Source organism: Mesorhizobium sp. P2_A12, from assembly GCF_056405075.1.
The window spans coordinates 463,811-484,393 of the sequence record NZ_JBFUCU010000012.1 but is presented as its reverse complement, the minus strand read 5'-3'; the positions used below and the strand labels follow the sequence as shown (position 1 = coordinate 484,393).

The following is a 20,583-nucleotide window of genomic DNA, read 5'->3' as shown; positions in this document are numbered from 1 at the left end:
TATCGTTTCCGAGTTGGCGTTCGGACTGATTTCCAGAAGTTCATAGTAGTCGGTGAACAATTCGGCGCTCCCACAAGATCGCTTCGGGCCATTAGTACCGGCAGCCCCGCCGCTATCCCACGCATCGAGGCATAGAAGCACCCGCCGACCAGAGCGGCAAGTTGATCGTTAATAAAGGGTTAATGGCATTTCCAACGCTTGTGCGCAGCGGTTCCGCATCTGTCGGCCGTCGGAATTTTACTCACCAACTCGACCGTACTGGCTTCGACCGTGACACGGCCGAGCACCTGCACGGATGAATCGCTTCCTCGCTCGCCTGCATGCGCTACAGCGGAATCCGACGCCAATTCCAATAAGAAAAGAGGCCGGCGCTATTGACGCCAGCCTCTTCTTTACGATGGATGGTCCCCAGCCGAAGCAAGTAAGCTGAATGCCGCGCCATCGACAACGCGCCGACGGGTTCAATCGACGGCAGCGCGCTTGTCTCGATATTAGCTGCCGACGCCCGCGCCGCAGGTGCCGATACCGCTGCCCTGCATTGCCGTGCAGAGGCCGGTGAAGCGACCGTTCACCCACAGGCCGATACCGACGATGATGAGGATCGCCGCGCCTGCGATGATGCCGACGAGGATCGAATATTCAACCATGGCAGCGCCGGACTCGTCGTCCTGGAATGCCTTGGCCATGCTAATGAGCTTCTTCATGTGATTACCCCTGTTACACCCTACTTACCCGGACAGAGGTGCCCCTGTAGGTGCTCATCCCCCGGTCCCGGCATTAAATCTGTTCCTGCTAATATGCCGAGTCAAAGGGAATTTAACTCACTGTTAACCTTGGGGCATTTTTGAAACGATGAAAATTCACGCTCGTCACCATTACAAGTAACTGAAAATATATCGCTATCCGGTGCGCTTAACCATCTCGGCCTATTTCAAGCATCCGTTTGGGCTCATCATATCGGATTATATGTTCGTGCAGCGGTTGAGGCATGGCGCTGATGCGTGACGGCCTTGCGCATAAGTCGATGCTTATGCAATATCCGCGCACTCCACAGCGAGGCACGGCCCATGGCTGGACAAGCAGCAAGGGCTTTCCCCCCGGCATGGCCCGGCAGTGCATGCGGCTGGCCACAGGCGGGCGCCAGGACGCGCGAGACGTTTGGGTGGCGTAGGACAGCGGCGGAGAGAAACGCGCGCTGGCGAGGCTCCGGAGGTTTCAATGCCGACTGGACGGGGGCTGCCTCCGAAAGCTGATCAAGGAACGCATGAAGTCAACCACTTTGTCCACCCAGGGCGGGTAGTCTGGTGGGGCTGGGGGTGGCGGTCTATTCGCTGCCATTCTCTCAGATGCTTCTCGGGCAAGCCTCTCCTGTTCCAACGCTCTTCGTTGAGCTTTTCGCGCATCATGCAGTTCCTGTGCGTAGAGTTGTCTCGAACGCTCCGATGCTGAAAGCGAATTGGCGTCCAGCCATGCTTTGAGCAGGTCAGGTCTGATGCGGACGTTGTCGAAAACATACGGACGTACGTGCATTCGCTTTTCTGTGTTGCCTCGAAAAGCACGGCCCACTCTTTCCAGGTCGCGGGCATATCGTCGGTGCCAGGAAGCTCTCGGATAAGAGGATAGTCCTTAGGCGTGTAAACCGGAACCGCGACGCGCGGGGCAGCCAAAGCTCGCTGTTGTCTTCGCCAGCGAGCAGCTTGGTTGCCGCGTTGAAGTCCCTGGCCTTTGCCCACGCGCCCCTCTCTCCCCGGAGGGCAGAATGCTTCCATTGCGAGTGAGAGTCCAGAGAGGCGGTTTGCCAGCGCCATTGAGATCAGGAATATAATCCTCCCGTTGCGGCGAGCCCCCCTTCAACGGAGATCGCCATGTCAAAGACCCTCGCCGACACCCTGGCCGCCCGCGAAACGATGTACGTCAATTGCGAGCATCCGGCGTGCTGCAAAATGACAAAGCTCGACATCCAGGCGCTGATAGACAGGCTCGGGCCGGACCATGGTTCGATGCATTGGGATCTGGTCCGGCTCTTCGGCTGCTCGGATTGCAAGGCCGCTGGCCGCGACCGCCGGCCGGTGTTCTTTCACTGCAAGCGGTTGGCTCATTACGTGGGTCTTTAGGGCCATTAAACGAGGGACTTCAGTCTTAATTGCGCGACCTCTAATACAATATACATTTCTCAGCGCGGGGCTTTCTCGCAAAAGTGGCCGGTGCGGCTTCGCTTCCCCAAGCAACCCCTGCGCCGGTCATTTGCGTCGATAAACGGGAATTGTCAGATTGGATGCTGCGCACGTTAGCTTCAAGGCCCGACGACGGGCAGACACGGTAGCACCGCCGCCAAGATTTGATCCTATCTGGGGGAGTGTGGCGGGGGCGACGATAGCCGGCAGCGTGGTTGCAGTTTTCTATTGGCTTGCAGGCAGCAACCACATGGCGGGCCCGATCTGCTTAATCACGATTTTGGCCTTTGCGCTGTCGTATCCTTATCTCCTGAGAAAGGAGCGAAAGAACAGCGAGGCCTTTGATACCTACTACATCAGATTGTTGGAACTAGAGAGGGCAAGCGAGACAAGCTGGCCGCCGCCAAACCACGTCGCAGCAGGTAAACAACAGGCTCGCCAAACCACCATGGACAAAGCGGGGGGTGGACCGACTTGAGGGAACATTAGCATCCCTCTAGATTTTTTCCTACGCGGCAGGTGCCCGTCCGCGCTTCGGCCTGAAAAAGAAGAAGGCCGCCCAATCATGGCGGCCATTTCACGTGGGCAGAGCACCGCGAGGCTAGTTCGCGGCGGTGGCAACTCTCTTACCGGCGTTCTGGGTAGCGTTGACGGTGTTGGCGGCATCCTTGCCGACGCCACGGATCGTGTTTGCGCAGGCCGATACCAAAAGCGCACTGGCGAGCAGCGCGATAACTGCATATGTAGATGTTTTCATAACGGTTTATCCCTCTCTCGGTAGACTCGCCCTACAGCAACGGAAGCGAGCTCAGCTGGTTCCATGGCCAAGACACAAAAGAGGAAACCAGACTCCGTTCTCGCTTAGTCGACCAGGTCTCGCAGCATCTTGTGGGTTGGCGTTAGCGCGGCGGATTACGGCATCCAACGCGGGATGATGCTGCTACAATCCCGTATGGCCGTCCGAATAGTGGTTATCCTGGCGCTTCTGTCCGCCTTCGCCTACGGCTTCGCAAAACTTGTGGAACGCTATGGCGGCGTTGGCGATAGGCCCTCTCCGTGTGAGCAATCGTCTGATTGCCCCGACCCGAACGCGCCGCCTCCTGAACCTGAGCCTAAGCCTTCCTGAGCCTCCAAAGCCGCACCGGCCATCCTCCGGGCTCTGGTAGCGCCTAGCGCTCTATGATCCGGCTGATAGTGCTTTCGTCCGGATCTTCATGGCCGGTGAGCTCGCGTATCAAGTCTTTCGCGTGCTGGACCCATTGCCGCTCGACAATCATGCCTCTCCTGCCACCGGGAAGCCCGCATTCTGGCGGCCCGAAAATGAGCTTCGCGGCCGGGGTTCGATCGGTCAAGCCCGCCCATCCTTACAAATCCAGCTCGACACATTTGTGCAGGGCGTGGGGCGCATCGAAGAGGTCTCGGCCGGTCTCTTTCGCGTCTCATACTTCGCCTACCAGCGCGGCTACGAAGGCCTAGAGAAGATCTGCGTGGCGAAGTTCATCGTCACGGCCGACACCATGGTGGCGATGGCGCAGTCGACAGGATCACGGGAAGCAGCGGACCGCCTGCTGGGCAAGTCGCATTCGCCAATGAACTGATCAAACCCGGCAAATTTTGCCGCCTTTGGCCCGCTGCCTACGGTGGCGGGCTTTCTTCTTGTGGCAGAAAAGTCACGCAGCTTGAATATGCAGAGCTTCAACCGGAGCGAGCTTATTATCCAGCCAAGCGAGGCGTACCGTTGTTCACGGGCAAAAGGGGACGCCCGGACCTCCTCCCGAACTAGCGCCCGCTGCGGAAACCGTGGTGGGCGATTTCTTATCCCGCCCGCTGCCCCCACGGTGGCGGGCCTCGGTTTAGTTGCCTACCATCAGGATGCAAGCGGCCAACACTTCGCGGATGGTCGTTGGTCCCGTCACGCAGGGTGGGGCGAACGTCGCTGCAACGCACGCTTGAATGTCAACGCGATGGGATTGGTAGTCTTTGCCCGTTGCGGCACTTGTTCCGGCGATCAAGTCGTGGACGAAGCCAGCGCGGTTCGAACCCGATGACTCGTTATATTGGTCGCAGGTCGAAGTTAACGTCAGACCACCGACACCCCCAGCCAATGCCGGCAGCGGTATCAGAACCGGCAAGCATCCGACAATCGAGCCTTTAATAATCATCGCCGCCCCCTCTCGCCAATAATCGCAGGAAAGAGTTGGCACCGCAATCAGCCGGCGAGGGCGCGGCCCACTGCAATCCCGACGCCAATTGCGATGCCTAGCGAAGTCGAGTTGCGTACATATACCGTACATAAGCCGATTTCCGGCTGTTCCTGAAAACTCTGAAACCCTTGGAAATGTTGGCTCCCCGGGCCGGATTCGAACCAGCGACCAACCGGTTAACAGCCGGTTGCTCTACCACTGAGCTACCGGGGAACAGAGGCTCTCATGTGAGTGGCGCAGCCTATAGCAAACCCTTTTCCGCTTTGCAAAGAAGCATTTCGCATTTTTCCGAGGCTTTTTTGCTCAGGCGTTTCTCGCAATCGTTCGCGGATGCCCTCATATTAGCCGTCTTGCTGGGGATATGGAACCGAAAGCGCGGTTGCGGCTTAGATTCAACGGTGCTCCTGAACGGTCAAAAGGGTTAATCTTTCGAGACGATGACAGCACAAGACAACCAGATGCCAGCGCGGAAAATCTCGGTTTTCGGGCGTGAGTTCAAAATGCCGCGCTCGCGCGGGCTCAGAATCACCATCGGCATCGTGCTGACCATCGGCGGCATTCTCGGTTTCCTGCCGATCCTCGGCTTCTGGATGGTGCCGCTCGGATTGCTGGTGCTGTCCTATGAATTCGCCATGGTCCGACGCCACCGGCGCCGCTTCGTTGTCTGGTGGGAACGGCGCCGCCGACCGGATTGAGGTCGACAGCGCGCGGCCTCAGAGGCCGGCGTGCTCTTCCAGCGCTTCGCGGATCTGCTTGAGAATCGCAGCCGCCGAGGCGAGCTTTGCCCGGTCATGCGGCAACAGGCTGCTCGCGCTCCCGATACACAGGCGGTCAATGGCGTAGCGCAAAAGCTCTTCGCACTGCGGCAGCGACAGGCCGGACGCCGCATTATTCTTGTCCTCTGCCTTGCCTTTTGCTGCCGTTGTCCGACGCATGGCATGTCTCCCGCCGTGTTCAACGTATGGGCTGCTGAATGAGTTTCTTCCGGTGTCGAGCCATGCTTAACGAGCAGCTAACGTATCGTCGTGAGGCCCGGGCGTGGGATTTGACGGGATGCTGCCCAAACCGGCGAGAGGAAACCGTTCGGAATGCACGGGTGGCCGCTTGACGGCATTTTCGCCGCAACCTATTGGAACCGGGTGGAACGCCGGGAGCAATGAGGCCTCGTGGCGGAGTGGTTACGCAGAGGACTGCAAATCCTTGCACCCCGGTTCGATTCCGGGCGAGGCCTCCAATGCCCGGGCCCCCGCGCACCAGCGCTGGGGCCTGAAGTTCCGATCGTAATGAACCGCGGTTCTGGCGCGGCAAGCGGATTGGTTGGAACATGAGCGCTGATTTCTCCGAGCTTCGCGTCAAGATGGTCGACGGCCAGGTTCGCACCACCGATGTGACCAGCGCGCCATTGCTCGAAGCGATGCTTGTCGTGCCAAGGGAGCTCTTTGTCGGCGCCGAACAGCGCGATCTCGCCTATATCGACGAGGACATCCGCATTGCCGCCGGCGCGGACGGCGCGCGCTATCTCATGGAAGCCTCGCCGCTGGCCAAGCTCATGCAACTGGCCGAGATCAGCCCGGCCGATTCGGCGCTCGATGTCGGCTGCGGCACCGGCTATGCCTCGGCTATCCTGTCTCGGCTCGCGAAGTCCGTGGTGGCGCTCGAAAGCGATTCGGCGCTGGCTGAGACCGCCAGATCGACGCTTTCATCGCTGGGCTGCGGCAATGTGACCGTTGTCCAGGGGGCGTTGCCGCAAGGACATGCCGCCCACGCGCCCTATGACGTCATCTTCATTGGCGGCAGCGTCGCGGACGTGCCGGCCCCGCTGCTCGACCAGCTTGCCGAAGGAGGCCGACTCGTCGCCGTCGAAGGCCAGGGCAATTCCGGCGTGGCCCGACTTTTTTTTAAAGCGGGGGGGGTTGTAACCGGAAGACGCGCATTTAATGCGGCAATTAAGCCACTACCGGGATTTGAACGTATTCGCGCCTTCGAATTCTGAATGATTTTGCCTTGCAGGATAGGCGTTGTCATGGTCGCTTGAGTTTGAAATCGTTGCTGATCCACAAAACTGGGGGCACTTTGGGGCTGAGCAGCAGGGAACATTGAACACGCGGCGCCGGCTGCTCATGAAGGAGAAGCCGGTGTGGCGTGGTTCCCATGGACAACGAATGAGGGATACATGGTCCTGCCTATACGCAAGAGTCTTTTCGCCGCCGTCCTCGTTTCCGCGACCGCGCTTTCTCCATTCTCGGCCTCGGCGGAATCGATCCTTGGTGCGCTGGCAAAGGCCTATCAGTACAATTCTTCGCTGAATTCGGCCCGGGCCGGCGTCCGCGTCACCGACGAGAGCGTCGCCATCGCCAAGTCAGGATGGCGCCCGACCATCAACGGGTCGGCGGACATCGACTATTCCAGCAGCCATCTCAACGGCACGAATTCAAGCGTGCGGCTGACCACCGGCAATTTTGGCGTCCAGATCAATCAGACGCTGTTCGACGGTTTTCAGACCAGGAACAATGTCGCCGCCGCCGAAGCGCAGGTCCGCGCTTCTGTCGAAACCCTGCGCAACACCGAAGAGAACACCCTGTTCAGCGCGGCCCAGGCGTATATGAACGTGATTCGCGACCGCCAGATCGCCGTGTTGACCGAGCAGAACCTGCAATTCCTGACCGAGACGGCGCGCGCGGCGCGTTCGCGTTTTGAGGTTGGTGAAGGCACGCGCACCGACGTCGCGCAGGCCGACGCTTCGCGGGCCGCCGCCGTGGCATCGTTGAGCGCCGCCCGTGCGCAAGCGCTGGCCAGTGCCGCAAGCTATCGCCAGATCGTCGGCGACGAACCGGGCAAGCTCAAAGCCGCTTCCCCGGTGGCAAAACTGTTGCCGTCGAGCCTCGCAGCTGCCGTCGAGGTGGCCGCGAACGAGCATCCGGCCATCCTTGCTACCCAGCATCTGGTCGACGCTGCCGCGTTTTCGGTGAAGTCGGCCGAAGGCGCGCTGCTGCCGCAGCTGACTGCAAGCGCGGGTGTTTCGAGCGCTTATCGCAACACTGTACCGGGCGCCTTCGCGTCGCAGGACGGCACCACCAATTCGGCCAACATCGGGGCCACGCTGAGCATCCCGATCTATTCCGGTGGCCGTAAATCGGCGATCGTGCGCCAGGATAAGGAATCGCTCAGCCAGGCCCGCATCGAGGTCGACGTCAGCCGCGACCAGGTGCGCCAGGCCGTCACCGCCGCCTGGACCGAGTACACCGCCGCGCAGCAACAAGTCACCGCCAACAGGCAAGTGATCGAGGCCGCGAAGCTGGCACTGAGCGGCGTCATTGAAGAACGCAATGTCGGCCAGCGCACCACGCTCGATGTCCTCAACGCACAGGCAACGGTCATCACCGCCGAGATCAACCAGGCCAGCTTTGAACATGATGTGGTGGTGGCGAGCTATGCCATCCTGCAGGCGACTGGCCGCCTGTCCGTCGACCGCCTTGGCCTGCAGGTGACGAAGTACAGACCTGAAGAGCACTACAACGCGGTCAAGGACAAATGGATCGGCCTGCGCACGCCGGACGGCCGCTGAGAGGTTCGGCTCGGACTTTTCGGTCCTCCTGGTAGAGCATGCTCCTGGGCCTCGCTGCCCATCGGTTTGGGATCTGGTCTAATCTGTTGAAATCCCACAAGTCCCCAGATTGGGGATTCTCGTGCGGCGATCCGTCGGTTACGCTGTCGTCATGATTCGATCCGGCCTTGCCGGAGCGGAAATCTGCAACGGGTCACAAGGGCGGCGGATGTGACGATGGCAACGGCAAGCAGCGCACAGCGCGAACCTTCCATGGAAGAGATACTGGCTTCCATCAGGAGGATCATCGAGGACAGCGACGGCGGCCGCAAGCAGCCCGGCGACGCCGATGAGCTGCGCCAGGATCTGGAGCCGGCGGCGAGCGCCGGTGCAGTTGCCGACGTCGAGGCATTCCGAGCCGACCTGCAGGCCGCTCCAGAGATCAAGAAGCCGGTGACGCTGGCGGAAGTCCAGGCACAAATGCCGGCCGTCGAGCCGGTGATCGCGCGGATGGAAAAGCCGACGCGCCCGGAACCCGCCCCGGCAAAGCCATCGATGACACTTGCAGAAGTCAGCGCCCGGGTTGCCGCCGAGCCGCCGCCGCCGGTCATCGCCGACGCGCCGGTAGCGCGTCCTGTCGCCGACGCCCCCGTTGCCGATTGGCGGAGCGAGATCGCCGCTGTTGGTGAGCAGGCCAAAGCGGTGACGGACAGAGGCGAGGCCCTTAAGCCGGTTGTCCAGCCGCCGGTGGAGGCTCCGAGAGACGAACCGGCTGCCGAAGCAGCCCCCGAGCCGTCTCATCCAGGCGCAAGCGTGATGCGACCGGCGGTGGCCAGCGATGCGCCGCGTCCGGCCATCGTTTCCGAGCAGACGGGCCGGCAGGTTGCCGCCGCCTTTGGCGAGCTTTCCGATGCGTTTGCCAGTCGCAGCAAGAAGACATTCGACGAGATGGCCGAAGAGATGCTGCGGCCGATGCTGCAGGATTGGCTCGACAACAATCTGCCGACACTGGTCGAAAGGCTGGTGCGCGAGGAAATCGAGCGCGTGGCGCGCGGGGCGCAGTAGTCTCAATTGCCATCACCCTCGAAACGCCGCCCGTGAGGCGGCGTTTTTGTCGATGAGGTCAGCCCGCGCTGGTCGCGAAGCAAATGAGGTTGCCGTCGGGATCCCTGACGATGAACGTGCGGGCGCCCCAGGGTTCGGTTCGCAATGTCTGGTGGAACGGGGCCATGGCCGCCTGATACTCCAGGAACAGCGCCTTGATGTTGTCGAGAACGATGGTCGCCGCCAGCAGGTCATCGGTCGAATTGGCGGCTAATGGCGGCTTGTCGACATGGCGCAGGTTGAGCCGCACGCCATCGCGGATGATCTGGGCGTAGAAGGGTGGCTCGCCATAGGTGAAGCGCGTCTCGAAGCCTAGCTTTTGCCGGTAGAAATCACAGGCCGCTGTGATGTCGCAGACAAAGAGCTGCGGTTCGGCAAAGGCGAGAGACGGTTTTGCGGCGTCTGTCGCTGCACGATCGGTCACGGTTTGAAGGCCTTCCTTCAGCGCCTGCCAGCTCTCGAAACCTGACTTCCTGGCGACGAGTTCCTGGGCATCGGCAAGCTTGAAGCCGTGATCGAGGATCTGGCTGTCGCTGAGATCGCGAAAACGCGGCAAGAGCCATCCAATCACAGCGGCGACGGGATAGTACCGCTCGCGATGCCATTTGAGATAGAGCTTGGCCTGTTTCTTGTGGTGTTCGAGGGTCGGCATGGGCGCGTTGCAGGGTTGAGGTGGCGTAGGCGGGCAATGCCCCTCCGGCCGGAAGCCGATGCGCCCTACAGCAGCGTTGGCAGCGTATTGCGGCGGCACCTGCCGGTCAAGGCGTGGCGCGCTGCGGCTTTCCCCGAGGAACAGGCCCTGCCAATCTGATCGACGGAACGGAAGTGGGTCTCCTTGACCTGATCCAGGCCGTATCTATTTGACGTTGAGGGTCCGAGGCAGCCCCTGCGGTTGACTTGGTCAAAACCTTCCGATTTACACCGGACCAGCAAAACTCCCGACAGCGCGGACCATTTTCCCATGCTTGAAAAGACCTACGACGCAAAAGCCGTCGAGCCGAAGATCGCCAAAGTCTGGGAAGAGGCCGACGCGTTCCGCGCCGGCGCCGGGGCCGAGGAGGGGGCGGAAGCCTTCACCATCGTCATCCCGCCGCCGAACGTGACCGGCTCGCTGCATATGGGCCACGCGCTCAACAACACGCTGCAGGACATATTGGTGCGCTTCGAGCGCATGCGCGGCAAGAACGTGCTGTGGCAGCCGGGCATGGACCATGCCGGCATCGCCACGCAGATGGTGGTCGAGCGCCAGCTGATGGAAAAGCAGATCCACCGCCGCGACCTGACGCGCGAGCAGTTCATCGAAAAAGTGTGGGAGTGGAAGGACGAATCGGGCGGGGCGATCTTCAACCAGCTGAAGCGGCTCGGCGCCTCGGCCGACTGGTCGCGCGAACGCTTCACCATGGACGAGGGCCTGTCCAAGGCGGTGCTCGAAGTGTTCGTCACGCTCTACAAGGAGGGGCTGATCTACAAGGACAAGCGCCTTGTGAACTGGGATCCCAAGCTGCTCACCGCGATCTCCGATCTCGAGGTCGAGCAGCACGAGGTCAACGGCAATCTCTGGCACTTCCGCTATCCCATCGAGGGCCAGATCTTCGACCCGGAAAATCCGAAAACCTTCATCACCGTAGCGACGACGCGCCCCGAGACAATGCTGGGCGATACGGCCGTTGCCGTGCACCCCGACGACGAGCGTTTCCGGCATCTGGTCGGCAAGAACATCGTCCTGCCGATCGTCGGCCGCAAGATCCCGGTGGTGGCTGATGAGTACTCCGATCCGGAGAAGGGTTCTGGTGCGGTCAAGATCACGCCGGCACATGACTTCAACGATTTCGAGGTCGGCAAGCGCCACAAGCTGCCGGCGATCAACATCCTCACCGTCGCGGCGGCGATAAGCCTCAAGGACAATGAGGATTTTCTCGCCGGTCTCGAGGTGACGCCGGAGCGTCAGGCGGTCTGGGATGAACTCAACGGCCTCGACCGCTTCGTCGCGCGCAAGAAGGTCGTCGAGCTGATCGAAGAAGGCGGCTTCCTGGAAAAGGTCGAACCGCATCGCCATGCGGTGCCCCATGGCGACCGCGGCGGCGTGCCGATCGAGCCGTTCCTGACCGAGCAATGGTATGCCAACGCGGCGGAACTGGCCAAGCCGGCGATCGCCTCGGTGCGCGAGGGGCGAACCAATTTCGTGCCGAAGAACTGGGAGAAGACCTATTTCGACTGGATGGAAAACATCCAGCCCTGGTGCATCTCGCGCCAGCTGTGGTGGGGTCACCAGATTCCGGCCTGGTATGGTCCGGACGGGCGCGTCTTCGTCGAGAAGACCGAAGAAGAGGCGCTGGGTGCGGCGATCGAATATTATCTGGCGCTGGAAGGGCCGTGGAAGGCCTGGGTCGAAGACAAGCTCGAGAACTTCAAGCCGGGCGAGATCCTGATCCGCGACGAGGACGTGCTCGACACCTGGTTCTCGTCGGCGCTGTGGCCGTTCTCGACGTTGGGCTGGCCCGATGAGACGCCCGAGCTGAAGACCTACTACCAGACGGACGTGCTGGTCACCGGCTTCGATATCATCTTCTTCTGGGTCGCCCGCATGATGATGATGGGCCTGCATTTCATGGACGAGGAGCCGTTCCACACGGTCTATGTCCATGCGCTGGTGCGCGACAAGAACGGCCAGAAGATGTCGAAGTCGAAAGGCAACGTCATCGATCCGCTCGACCTCATCGACGAATATGGCGCCGACGCGTTGCGTTTCACCCTGACGGTGATGGCGGCGCAAGGCCGTGACGTGAAGCTCGATCCGGCGCGCATCGCCGGCTATCGCAATTTCGGCACCAAGCTGTGGAACGCGACGCGCTTTGCCGAGATGAACGAAGTCGCGCGCAACGACGATTTCTGGTTGAACGATGCCAAGCTTGCGGTCAACCGCTGGATCCTCACCGAACTGACACGGGCGGCGCGCGAGATCACCGACGGCATCACCTCATACCGCTTCAACGAGGCGGCTGGGTCGGCCTACCGGTTCGTCTGGAACCTGTTCTGCGACTGGTACCTGGAACTCCTGAAGCCGGTGTTCATGGGCACGGACGAGGCGGCCAAGGCCGAAAGCCGCGCCTGCGTCGCCTTCGTGCTCGACGAGATCTACAAGCTCTTGCATCCGATGATGCCGTTCATGACCGAGGAACTGTGGGCGCAGACCGCTGGCGAAGGCAAGGAACGCGCCTCGCTGCTGTGCCATGCGGCGTGGCCGTCGCCGGACTTCGAGGACGCAGAGGCTGCCGCCGACATCAACTGGCTGGTCGATCTCGTCTCGGGCATCCGCTCGGTGCGCTCGGAGATGAACGTGCCGCCGGCGGCGATCGCGCCGCTGGTCGTGGTCGGCGCCAACGAGGTGACCCGCGAACGGCTTGTTCGCGAAGACTCGGCGATCAAGCGGCTGGCGCGGGTCGGCGACATCTCGCTGGCCGATGTCGCGCCAAAAGGCTCGGCGCAGATCGTGCTCAACGAGGCGACGATCTGCCTGCCGCTTGGCAGCCTGATCGATCTCGCCGCCGAAGCGGCACGGCTGCAGAAGGAACTGGCCAAGGTGACCGAGGAAATCGCGCGCCTGCACAAGAAGCTGTCGAACGAGAGATTCGTCGCCAGCGCGCCGGCCGAGATCGTCGATGCCGAGCGCGAAAAGCTCGCTGAGTACCGCGACGCGCAGGACAAGCTTTCGGTGGCGTTGACGAGGGTTCGCGACGCTGGTTGAGGGCAGATTCGTGGCGCCTCGGCGGCTTCGAAATCAGACCTTCTTGCCTCGAAAATAGGCATTCCGCTGCGTTAATGTTGACGTAAACGGAAAGTTTTGGCCCCATTGTTGCCATAATGTAACAATGGGGCCCTGGATCCCCAAAAACATATATTTTTGAGCCTTTTGGGCGGATTTTTCTCGCGTTTTGAGGGCGGCACACACTCCGGAAGCGGTTTTTGGGCTAACGGCAGTGGCTTGTTTTGTGTCGAAAATGCGCTTGGCGAACATGTACATGTACGCCCCAGGAATTCGTTATTGCACCGTTAACCTGAATTGGCTCTAGCTTGGCGCACTCGAATTCGGGGAGGACATTCATGACTATTTTGCGACATAAAGCACTGCTGGGGGCGGGGTGCTTTTCGCTGGCTTTGATCGGGACGGCGATGAACTCGGCGCATGCTGGCGGCCTGGAGCGCGGCGGCTACGACATCGACTTGCTGTTCGATCCGGCGCAGGTCACAGGCGAGCTTTCCGGCACCTATGTGATGCCGCAGCGGGACCTGAAGAATGCAACGGATACGGATCCAACCGACGGCAATCTCAATGCGCTTGGCAAATCCAGCACGGCGCGCGATACCGAAAGCTATTGGGTGCCCTACGGCGGCATCAAGATCGGCATGGGACCGGTCGATTGCCTGGGCGACTACTCCCAGCCGATCGGTGCCTTCAGCAATCCTGGTGCGAACTGGGCGGGTGCACAAAGCAATGTCGAGACGAAGGTAGAGAGCAAAGCCTTTAGCGCGACCTGTTCTTACAAAATGGACCTCAGCAAAGGTCAGTTTCGCTTCATCGGCGGCGTGTTCCATGAGGATGTTTCGGGTTTCAAGGAACAGTTGGTTGCTCCCATTCCCGCCTTTCTCGGCACAGGCATTGGCCGCCTTGATCTCGAAGGGGATGGATGGGGATGGCGTGCTGGTGTCGCCTATGAGATCCCGGACATCGCTTTGCGCGCCAGCCTGGTCTACAATTCGTCGGTCAAGCTCGACAATTTGAGCGGAACGCTTGATTTGACCCAGGTGCCTGGGCTTATCAATCCCGCAAATCCGCTTCTGGGCAACGTCACTGACGTCTATGGTTCTTCGCAGGTTCCGGACTCTGTTGAACTCAAGCTTCAGTCAGGCATCGCTCCCGGCTGGTTGGCTTTTGGATCCATCAAGTGGGTGAATTGGAGCGATCTGCAGAGCATTCCGTTCTGCCCGACCTCGACCCAGGGGCTCATTGCCTGCACGACGACCAGCCCTGTACGCGCCACCTCGCTTGATTTGCTCTATCGCGATGGTTGGACGGTTTCCGGCGGCATCGGCCATAAATTCAACGATCAGTGGAGCGGGGCGGCGGTTCTCACCTGGGATCGTGGTACGACCACCGGCCTGAGCGCGCAGACCGACACCTGGACGGTGAGCGGCGGCGTGGCCTACACGCCGACCCAGAACATCGAAGTTCGTCTCGGTGGCGCGCTGGGCGTGCTTACCAGCGGATCGATCCATTCGGTCGTCGGCAGTGACGGCGTTACCTACGGTACCGAATACACGGCAGACTTTGGCAATGATCTTGTTTCGGCGATCTCAACTTCCTTGAAGGTCAAGTGGTAACCATCTGAAGTGAAAAGAAAAAAGGCCGGGCATTGCCCGGCTTTTTTTGTTTGGGCCGGCGCCGTTTGGGACCTGGCATCCACGCTGCGTTGCAGATAAGCCGCAGCGCTTTCGCCTCGTGCGATTGTGACGTTTTGGCAACACTTTCTGAACAACCCCTGCGCTAAAAGTCAGGCTAGGGAAATTGCCCATTTCCCGCCATAAACCCGGCGCACCTCGATCTTGTCTCGGGACACGCGCCAAAGGCTCGGCGATGGGGCAGGCCGCACCGCCCGCGGCAAGGAAGAGTATGGACGCCAAAGTTATTTCCAAGGCCAAGCTCCCGAGCCGCCATGTGACCGTCGGTCCGGCGCGTGCACCGCACCGTTCCTATCTCTATGCGATGGGATTGTCGGCGGCCGAGATCGCGCAGCCGCTGGTCGGCGTCGCGTCCTGCTGGAACGAGGCCGCGCCCTGCAACATTTCGCTGATGCGCCAGGCGCAAGTGGTCAAGAAGGGCGTCGCGGCCGCCAACGGCACGCCGCGCGAATTCTGCACCATCACAGTCACCGACGGCATCGCCATGGGCCACCAGGGCATGAAGTCGTCGCTGGTGTCGCGCGAGGTCATCGCCGATTCGGTCGAACTCACCATGCGCGGCCACTGCTACGACGCGCTGGTTGGCCTGGCCGGCTGCGACAAGTCGCTGCCCGGCATGATGATGGCCATGGTGCGTCTCAACGTGCCGTCGATCTTCATCTATGGCGGCTCGATCCTGCCCGGCAGCTATCGCGGCCGCCAGATCACCGTGCAGGACGTGTTCGAGGCGGTCGGCCAGCATTCGGTCGGCGCGATCAGTGACACCGAGCTGCTTGAAATCGAGCAGGCCGCCTGTCCCTCGGCCGGCTCCTGCGGCGCCCAGTTCACCGCCAACACCATGGCCACCGTCGCCGAGGCGATCGGCCTGGCGCTGCCCTATTCCTGCGGTGCGCCAGCGCCTTACGAGATGCGCGACCGTTTCAATTTCGCCTCGGGCGAAAAGATCATGGAACTGATCGCCAAGAACATCCGGCCGCGCGACATCGTCACGTTGAAGGCGCTGGAAAATGCGGCGACCGTGGTTTCGGCCACCGGCGGCTCGACCAACGCAGCACTTCACCTGCCGGCGATCGCCCACGAGGCCGGCATCAAGTTCGACCTGTTCGACGTGGCGAAAATCTTCGAGAAGACGCCCTACATCGCCGACCTCAAGCCGGGCGGCAAATATGTCGCCAAGGACATGTTCGAGGCAGGCGGCATTCCGCTCCTGATGAAGACGCTGCTCGACCACGGCTATTTGCATGGCGACTGCATGACGGTGACCGGCCGCACTTTGGCCGAAAATATGGAGCACGTTGCCTGGAATGAACATCAGGATGTGGTCCGCCCGGCCAACACACCTATTACCCAAACCGGCGGTGTCGTGGGGTTGAAGGGAAACCTCGCCCCTGAAGGCGCGATCGTGAAGGTCGCAGGCATGTCGGAGCTGAAGTTCTCCGGCCCGGCGCGCTGCTTCGATTCGGAAGAAGAATGTTTCGAAGCGGTGACGAAGCGCAATTACAGGGAAGGCGAGGTGCTCGTCATCCGTTACGAGGGGCCGCGCGGCGGCCCAGGCATGCGCGAGATGCTGTCGACGACGGCAGCCCTCTACGGGCAGGGCATGGGCGGCAAGGTGGCGCTGATCACCGACGGGCGCTTTTCGGGCGCGACGCGCGGTTTCTGCATCGGCCATGTCGGGCCAGAGGCAGCGGTGGGCGGCCCGATTGGGCTGCTCAGGAATGGCGACGTGATCTCGATCGACGCGGTGAACGGCACGATCGACGTGGCGTTGCCCGATAGCGAACTGGCGGCGAGGGCAAAGACCTGGAAGGCGCGCACGACCGACTATCAGTCGGGCGCGATATGGAAATATGCACAGACGGTAGGGCCGGCGCGCGATGGCGCGGTCACCCATCCGGGCGGTGCGAAAGAAACACATTGTTATGCGGACATCTGAGTTGTTGAGGTCGTCTGTCTTTTCGGCACTGGTCGTGTTCGCCACTTTTGGCGCGACCTTTGGCGCCGTGGGCCAGGCTATGGCCTTTGACGACAAGGTGTTCGACGACAAGACCGGCGTGAAGCCGCAATCCAGCCCATGGGCGGTGTTCCAATTCGGCTTTTCCGCCTACAAGAACGGCCACAAGGAACAGGCCGCCGAGGCCTATAAATACGCCGCCGAGAACGGCCAGATCGGCGCCACCTGGAAGCTTGCCCGCATGTATGCCGAGGGCGACGGCGTGGCGCGCGACGACTATGAGGCGTTCAAGTTCTTCTCGGAGATCGTCGACCAGGACGTCGAGCCCGGCTCGCCCGAGGAAAGCTATGTCTCGGACGCGCTGGTGGCGCTTGGCGACTATCTGCGCAAGGGCATTCCAGGCAGCCCGGTCACCGAGAACGAGGTGGCGGCCCAGGAATATTACATGCGCGCCGCCGCCAACTACCGCAATCCGAACGCGCAGTTCGAGATGGGTCAGATGTTCCTGAAGGGCGAGGGCGGCGTGAAGGCCAGCGTCAAGCAGGCCGGGCGCTGGTTCCAGCTTGCCGCCGAGAAGGGCCATGCCGGCGCCCAGGCGACGCTCGGCCATTTGTTGTTCCAGAGCGGCAAGATCGTTCGCGGCCTGGCGATGATGACGGCTGCGCTTGAACGCGCTTCGCCGGCCGACCAGCCGTGGATCCGCGGCATGCAGGAAGAGGCATTTGCCACCGCCGGCGAAGCCGACCGCCGCACCGCGATCTCGCTGGCCGATGACATCCTCACCAAGGGCGGCAGCGCGGACCAGTAGTCTCGCGGCTGCGCTGGCCTTACCGGAAGCGCTTGATTTTGATCAGTTCTCGGTCGGTTCCGTCGGCACCATGCTGGGGGCCGGCGTGGAGATCGGCGTCACATGGAGATGCGGCGCCATCGTGTTTTCAGGACAGCTGTCCCCGACCTTGGTCCACGACGTGTTGTTGAGGACCATGTCGCAGCGGGCAAGATGGCTCTGGTCGGCGACCGTCAGGCAGGCGACCTGACCAACCGGATACGATTTTCCATTGGCAAGACATTCGGGGGCGGCGAAAGCCGGCACGATCGCGGCCATGGCAAATGCCAAGCCGATCGGACAAAGAGCAAATCGAATGGTCATGGGAACCCCGGCCGCCATGATGATCCCCCATCATGCGCCGGAATGTGGCCATATGAGGTCAAACGCCTGCGTGTCCAGCGTCAGGGCCTGCTGGACAGGGGTTCTCCGTCAGGCCGGCTGCAACGCGAGATCGATCGCCACCGGCACGTGGTCGGACGGCTTTTCCCAGGCACGCACATGCTTTTCGATCGAGGCCGCCGAAAAGCGGTTGGCAGCTTCCGGCGACAGCAGCAGATGGTCGATGCGGATGCCGTTGTTCTTCTGCCAGGCGCCGGCCTGATAGTCCCAGAACGTGTAGGTGTCGGGCCTGTCGGTGACCGCGCGGACCGCCTCGGTGAAACCAAGATTGAGCAACCGGCGGAAAGCCTGCCGCGTCTGCGGCTGGAACAGCGCATCGCCCAGCCAGTTCTCCGGAAACCTGGCGTCGATCGGCTCGGGAATGACGTTGTAATCGCCGGCCAGAACCAGGGCCTCTTCCAGCCTCAGCCGCTCCTGTGCCCAGCGCTCCAGCCGCTCCATCCAGGATAATTTGTAGGGGAACTTCTTATCGTCGTCGATCGGATTGCCGTTCGGCAGATAGAGCGAGGCGATGCGCAGCGCGCCCTTGTCGGTCGAGAAAACGCCTTCGATGAAACGCGCCTGCTCGTCGGCATCGTCGCCGGGCAGACCCCTGGTGACCTCGTCGAAGCGCAGTTTCGACAGTATGGCGACACCGTTGAAGCCCTTCTGGCCGTGGGTCTCGACATTGTAGCCAAGCGCCTCGATCTCGGCGCGCGGGAACTGGTCGTCGAGCGTCTTGATCTCCTGCAGGCAGACGATGTCGGGCGCGCTCTCGGTCAGCCAGTGGGTCAGGTTGCCGATGCGGGCGCGCACGCCGTTGATGTTCCAGGTGACGATTTTCATGACGGTCTCGATGCTGTTCAGTGGGGTTCTTGCGGCGGATGGCGTTCGACCAGGCCGATCGTATTGCCTGCCGGGTCCTTTAGAAAGGCCATCCATTCGCTTTCCCCCGCCGGACCGAACTGGCCTTCGATGTCGTTGTGCACGAGCGTCGGCGGCGCTGTGAAGGGGACGCCCGCGGCTTTTGCCTCGGCATGGAAATGGTCGAGGCCCGACATGTCGAGATAGACGGTTCCCGCCGGTACGCCGTCGGTGAACAGCAAGCGCACGTCGCCGGCCATGATGAAGGCGATGCCCGGCGGATCAAAGCGCGCGTGCACGGCCATACCGAGCACATCGCGCCAGAATGCCAGCGTTACGTCGAGGTCACGTCCTGCCGACAGCGCGATCTGGCGGACCGCACCGATTGCAGACATTTCTATATGGAGAAGCTCGTGCCGCAGCCGCAGGAGGCGACGGCGTTCGGGTTCCGGATCTGGAACGACTGGCCCATCAGGTCGTCGACGAAGTCGATCACCGAGCCGCCCATATAGACCAGCGATAGATCATCGATCAGCACCGTGGCGCCATCCTTCTCGATGGCGACGTCGTCGTCGTTGCGCGTGTCGACCAGGTCGAACTTGTAGGAAAAGCCGGAACAACCACCGCCTTCGACCGAAACGCGCAGCGCCGTCTTGCCAGCTTCGCCAGAGACAATCTTGGCGATCCGCCTGGCGGCGGCCTCGGTCATGTCGACTTTCATGGCAGTCTTGGCATCCGCGCCCATGGGCGTCACCTTGCTTTCGGTTTCACATGATAGGTATGAAGCGCGAGCGGCCAAGTCAACTAGACCAATCAATTGCGGCATCGATCATGACCAACGAGTTGGGCGACATCGGATTCGGCTATCGGCCGCGCGCCGCCTATGCCTGCGATCCGGCAAAGTCGCGCGGGCGGCTTTTCGATGAGGTCGAGAGCCCGACCCGCACGCCGTTCCAGCGCGATCGCGACCGCATCATTCACTCGACGGCGTTCCGGCGGCTGAAACACAAGACGCAGGTCTTCATCGCGCATGAAGGCGACCACTATCGCACACGTCTGACCCATTCGATCGAAGTGGCGCAGATCGCGCGGGCGCTGGCGCGGGCGCTGCGTGGCGACGAGGATCTCGCCGAAGCCGTGGCGCTGGTGCATGATTTCGGCCACACGCCCTTCGGCCACACCGGCGAGGACGCGCTGAACGAGAAGATGGCCGCCTGGGGTGGCTTCGACCACAATGCGCAATCGCTGCGCATCGTGACAAGGCTGGAGGCGCGCTACGCCGAATTCGACGGGCTCAACCTGACCTGGGAAACGCTGGAAGGCCTGGTCAAGCACAATGGACCGGTGACCGATGGCAATGGCCAGGGCCTGAAAGGGCCGGTGCCGCAGGCGATCCGCGATTATTCGGAGCTGCACGATCTCGAGCTGGACCGGTTTGCCGGCATCGAGGCGCAATGCGCGGCGATCGCCGACGATATCGCCTACAACACGCATGACATCGACGATGGTTTGCGGGCAGGGGTGCTGACGCTGGACATGCTGGAGACGGTCTCGCTGCCGGGAACGATCCTGAAGGCCGTACGCGCCCGCTATCCGGCGCTCGATGACGTGCGCACCGGCCACGAACTGATGCGGCGCCAGATCACCGCCATGGTTGAGGATGTCATTGTCTCGACCACGGCCAATCTGGAGCGGATCAGGCCACAGAGCGCCGACGCGGTGAGGGCAGCGGGCGAGACGATGGTGACTTTTTCGACCGAAATGGCTGCCTTCGAGAAGGAACTGAAGGCCTTTCTCTACAAGCACCTCTACCGGCACGCGGAGGTGATGCGGGTGCGCGCCGATGCCGAGCAGATCGTCAGGGACCTGTTCGATGCCTATTTCGCCGATCCGCGCGCCATGCCGGACGGCTGGCGCGAGGGGCTCGACCGGGCCGACGATCGCATCAAGGCGCGCAGCGTCGCCGACTTCCTGGCCGGTATGACCGACACCTACGCGCTCAAGGAACATCGGCGTTTGTTTGACCGCACTCCGGATTTGAGCTAGGGCGGGCTCGATTTTGCCGGCCAATGAGC

General features: G+C 61.6%; 20 protein-coding genes and 2 tRNA genes. 12 read left to right on the top strand and 10 right to left on the bottom strand.

Going from position 1 to position 20,583, the window contains the following annotated elements:
* Positions 1-491: 491 nt before the first annotated feature.
* The gene (locus AC1DZU_RS24855; protein ID WP_477289226.1) at positions 492-704 is read right to left on the bottom strand and encodes a Flp family type IVb pilin; all 213 of its coding nucleotides are present in this window, start codon (positions 702-704) and stop codon (positions 492-494) included.
* A 1,161-nt stretch (positions 705-1,865) separates the two neighbouring features.
* On the opposite strand from AC1DZU_RS24855, the gene AC1DZU_RS24850 reads away from it, so the two are divergent.
* Complete coding sequence (locus AC1DZU_RS24850) at positions 1,866-2,114, top strand: hypothetical protein (RefSeq protein WP_477289224.1); 249 nt, start codon at positions 1,866-1,868, stop codon at positions 2,112-2,114.
* Positions 2,115-2,775: 661 nt separating this feature from the next.
* Here AC1DZU_RS24850 and AC1DZU_RS24845 read toward each other — a convergent pair.
* Positions 2,776-2,931, bottom strand: coding sequence for an entericidin domain-containing protein (locus tag AC1DZU_RS24845; RefSeq protein ID WP_111547486.1), 156 nt, complete (start codon positions 2,929-2,931; stop codon positions 2,776-2,778).
* A 457-nt stretch (positions 2,932-3,388) separates the two neighbouring features.
* Here AC1DZU_RS24845 and AC1DZU_RS24840 point away from each other — a divergent pair, with 457 nt between their 5' ends.
* Positions 3,389-3,772 (top strand): hypothetical protein, encoded by a 384-nt coding sequence (locus AC1DZU_RS24840; protein WP_477289222.1) that lies wholly within the window; start codon positions 3,389-3,391, stop codon positions 3,770-3,772.
* A gap of 744 nt (positions 3,773-4,516) precedes the next feature.
* On the opposite strand, the gene AC1DZU_RS24835 is transcribed toward AC1DZU_RS24840, so the two are convergent.
* Positions 4,517-4,591 (bottom strand) — tRNA-Asn (locus AC1DZU_RS24835).
* 224 nt (positions 4,592-4,815) lie between these two features.
* Here AC1DZU_RS24835 and AC1DZU_RS24830 point away from each other — a divergent pair.
* Positions 4,816-5,073 carry a hypothetical protein gene (locus AC1DZU_RS24830; protein ID WP_184873729.1) on the top strand — a complete coding sequence of 86 codons (258 nt, stop codon included), beginning with the start codon at positions 4,816-4,818 and terminating at the stop codon, positions 5,071-5,073.
* 18 nt (positions 5,074-5,091) lie between these two features.
* On the opposite strand, the gene AC1DZU_RS24825 is transcribed toward AC1DZU_RS24830, so the two are convergent.
* Positions 5,092-5,313, bottom strand: a complete 222-nt coding sequence (locus AC1DZU_RS24825; RefSeq protein ID WP_477289219.1) for a hypothetical protein — start codon at positions 5,311-5,313, stop codon at positions 5,092-5,094.
* A gap of 225 nt (positions 5,314-5,538) precedes the next feature.
* On the opposite strand from AC1DZU_RS24825, the gene AC1DZU_RS24820 reads away from it, so the two are divergent.
* From AC1DZU_RS24820 to AC1DZU_RS24805, 4 genes are all read left to right on the top strand, one after another.
* Positions 5,539-5,612 (top strand) — tRNA-Cys (locus AC1DZU_RS24820).
* Positions 5,613-5,702: 90 nt separating this feature from the next.
* Positions 5,703-6,371 (top strand): protein-L-isoaspartate O-methyltransferase family protein, encoded by a 669-nt coding sequence (locus AC1DZU_RS24815; protein WP_477289217.1) that lies wholly within the window; start codon positions 5,703-5,705, stop codon positions 6,369-6,371.
* A 180-nt stretch (positions 6,372-6,551) separates the two neighbouring features.
* Positions 6,552-7,943, top strand: a complete 1,392-nt coding sequence (locus AC1DZU_RS24810) for a TolC family outer membrane protein (protein WP_477289215.1) — start codon at positions 6,552-6,554, stop codon at positions 7,941-7,943.
* A 216-nt stretch (positions 7,944-8,159) separates the two neighbouring features.
* Entirely contained in the window at positions 8,160-8,987 is an 828-nt protein-coding gene (locus tag AC1DZU_RS24805; RefSeq protein WP_477289214.1) for a PopZ family protein, read from the top strand.
* A gap of 58 nt (positions 8,988-9,045) precedes the next feature.
* Here the strand turns inward: AC1DZU_RS24805 and AC1DZU_RS24800 are convergent, their stop codons facing one another.
* Entirely contained in the window at positions 9,046-9,678 is a 633-nt protein-coding gene (locus AC1DZU_RS24800; RefSeq protein ID WP_477289212.1) for a bleomycin resistance protein, read from the bottom strand.
* A 309-nt stretch (positions 9,679-9,987) separates the two neighbouring features.
* Here AC1DZU_RS24800 and AC1DZU_RS24795 point away from each other — a divergent pair, with 309 nt between their 5' ends.
* Positions 9,988-12,771 (top strand): valine--tRNA ligase, encoded by a 2,784-nt coding sequence (locus tag AC1DZU_RS24795; RefSeq protein WP_477289210.1) that lies wholly within the window; start codon positions 9,988-9,990, stop codon positions 12,769-12,771.
* 33 nt (positions 12,772-12,804) lie between these two features.
* Here the strand turns inward: AC1DZU_RS24795 and AC1DZU_RS24790 are convergent, their stop codons facing one another.
* The gene (locus AC1DZU_RS24790) at positions 12,805-13,041 is read right to left on the bottom strand and encodes a hypothetical protein (RefSeq protein WP_477289208.1); all 237 of its coding nucleotides are present in this window, start codon (positions 13,039-13,041) and stop codon (positions 12,805-12,807) included.
* A gap of 86 nt (positions 13,042-13,127) precedes the next feature.
* Between AC1DZU_RS24790 and AC1DZU_RS24785 the strand changes: the two genes are divergently transcribed.
* The 3 genes from AC1DZU_RS24785 (at position 13,128) to AC1DZU_RS24775 (ending at position 17,245) form a co-directional block, all read left to right on the top strand.
* The gene (locus AC1DZU_RS24785; protein ID WP_477289206.1) at positions 13,128-14,405 is read left to right on the top strand and encodes an OmpP1/FadL family transporter; all 1,278 of its coding nucleotides are present in this window, start codon (positions 13,128-13,130) and stop codon (positions 14,403-14,405) included.
* Positions 14,406-14,694: 289 nt separating this feature from the next.
* Positions 14,695-16,419: a dihydroxy-acid dehydratase gene (ilvD, locus tag AC1DZU_RS24780; protein ID WP_477289204.1), complete on the top strand. Its 1,725-nt coding sequence runs from the start codon at positions 14,695-14,697 to the stop codon at positions 16,417-16,419.
* On the top strand, positions 16,406-17,245 hold the full coding sequence (locus tag AC1DZU_RS24775; RefSeq protein ID WP_095087686.1) for a tetratricopeptide repeat protein: 840 nt from the start codon (positions 16,406-16,408) through the stop codon (positions 17,243-17,245). Before ilvD ends, AC1DZU_RS24775 begins: the two co-directional genes overlap by 14 nt.
* 42 nt (positions 17,246-17,287) lie before the next feature.
* Here the strand turns inward: AC1DZU_RS24775 and AC1DZU_RS24770 are convergent, their stop codons facing one another.
* The 4 genes from AC1DZU_RS24770 to erpA all read right to left on the bottom strand — a co-directional run bounded on the left by AC1DZU_RS24770 (position 17,288) and on the right by erpA (position 19,253).
* The gene (locus AC1DZU_RS24770) at positions 17,288-17,605 is read right to left on the bottom strand and encodes a hypothetical protein (protein ID WP_477289202.1); all 318 of its coding nucleotides are present in this window, start codon (positions 17,603-17,605) and stop codon (positions 17,288-17,290) included.
* 90 nt (positions 17,606-17,695) lie between these two features.
* Positions 17,696-18,490, bottom strand: coding sequence for an exodeoxyribonuclease III (gene xth, locus AC1DZU_RS24765; protein ID WP_095087687.1), 795 nt, complete (start codon positions 18,488-18,490; stop codon positions 17,696-17,698).
* A 17-nt stretch (positions 18,491-18,507) separates the two neighbouring features.
* On the bottom strand, positions 18,508-18,903 hold the full coding sequence (locus AC1DZU_RS24760) for a VOC family protein (protein WP_477289200.1): 396 nt from the start codon (positions 18,901-18,903) through the stop codon (positions 18,508-18,510).
* Positions 18,904-18,905: 2 nt separating this feature from the next.
* Entirely contained in the window at positions 18,906-19,253 is a 348-nt protein-coding gene (gene erpA / locus AC1DZU_RS24755) for an iron-sulfur cluster insertion protein ErpA (protein ID WP_027024881.1), read from the bottom strand.
* 86 nt (positions 19,254-19,339) lie between these two features.
* Here erpA and AC1DZU_RS24750 point away from each other — a divergent pair, with 86 nt between their 5' ends.
* Positions 19,340-20,554: a deoxyguanosinetriphosphate triphosphohydrolase gene (locus tag AC1DZU_RS24750; RefSeq protein ID WP_477289198.1), complete on the top strand. Its 1,215-nt coding sequence runs from the start codon at positions 19,340-19,342 to the stop codon at positions 20,552-20,554.
* Positions 20,555-20,583 lie beyond the last annotated feature (29 nt).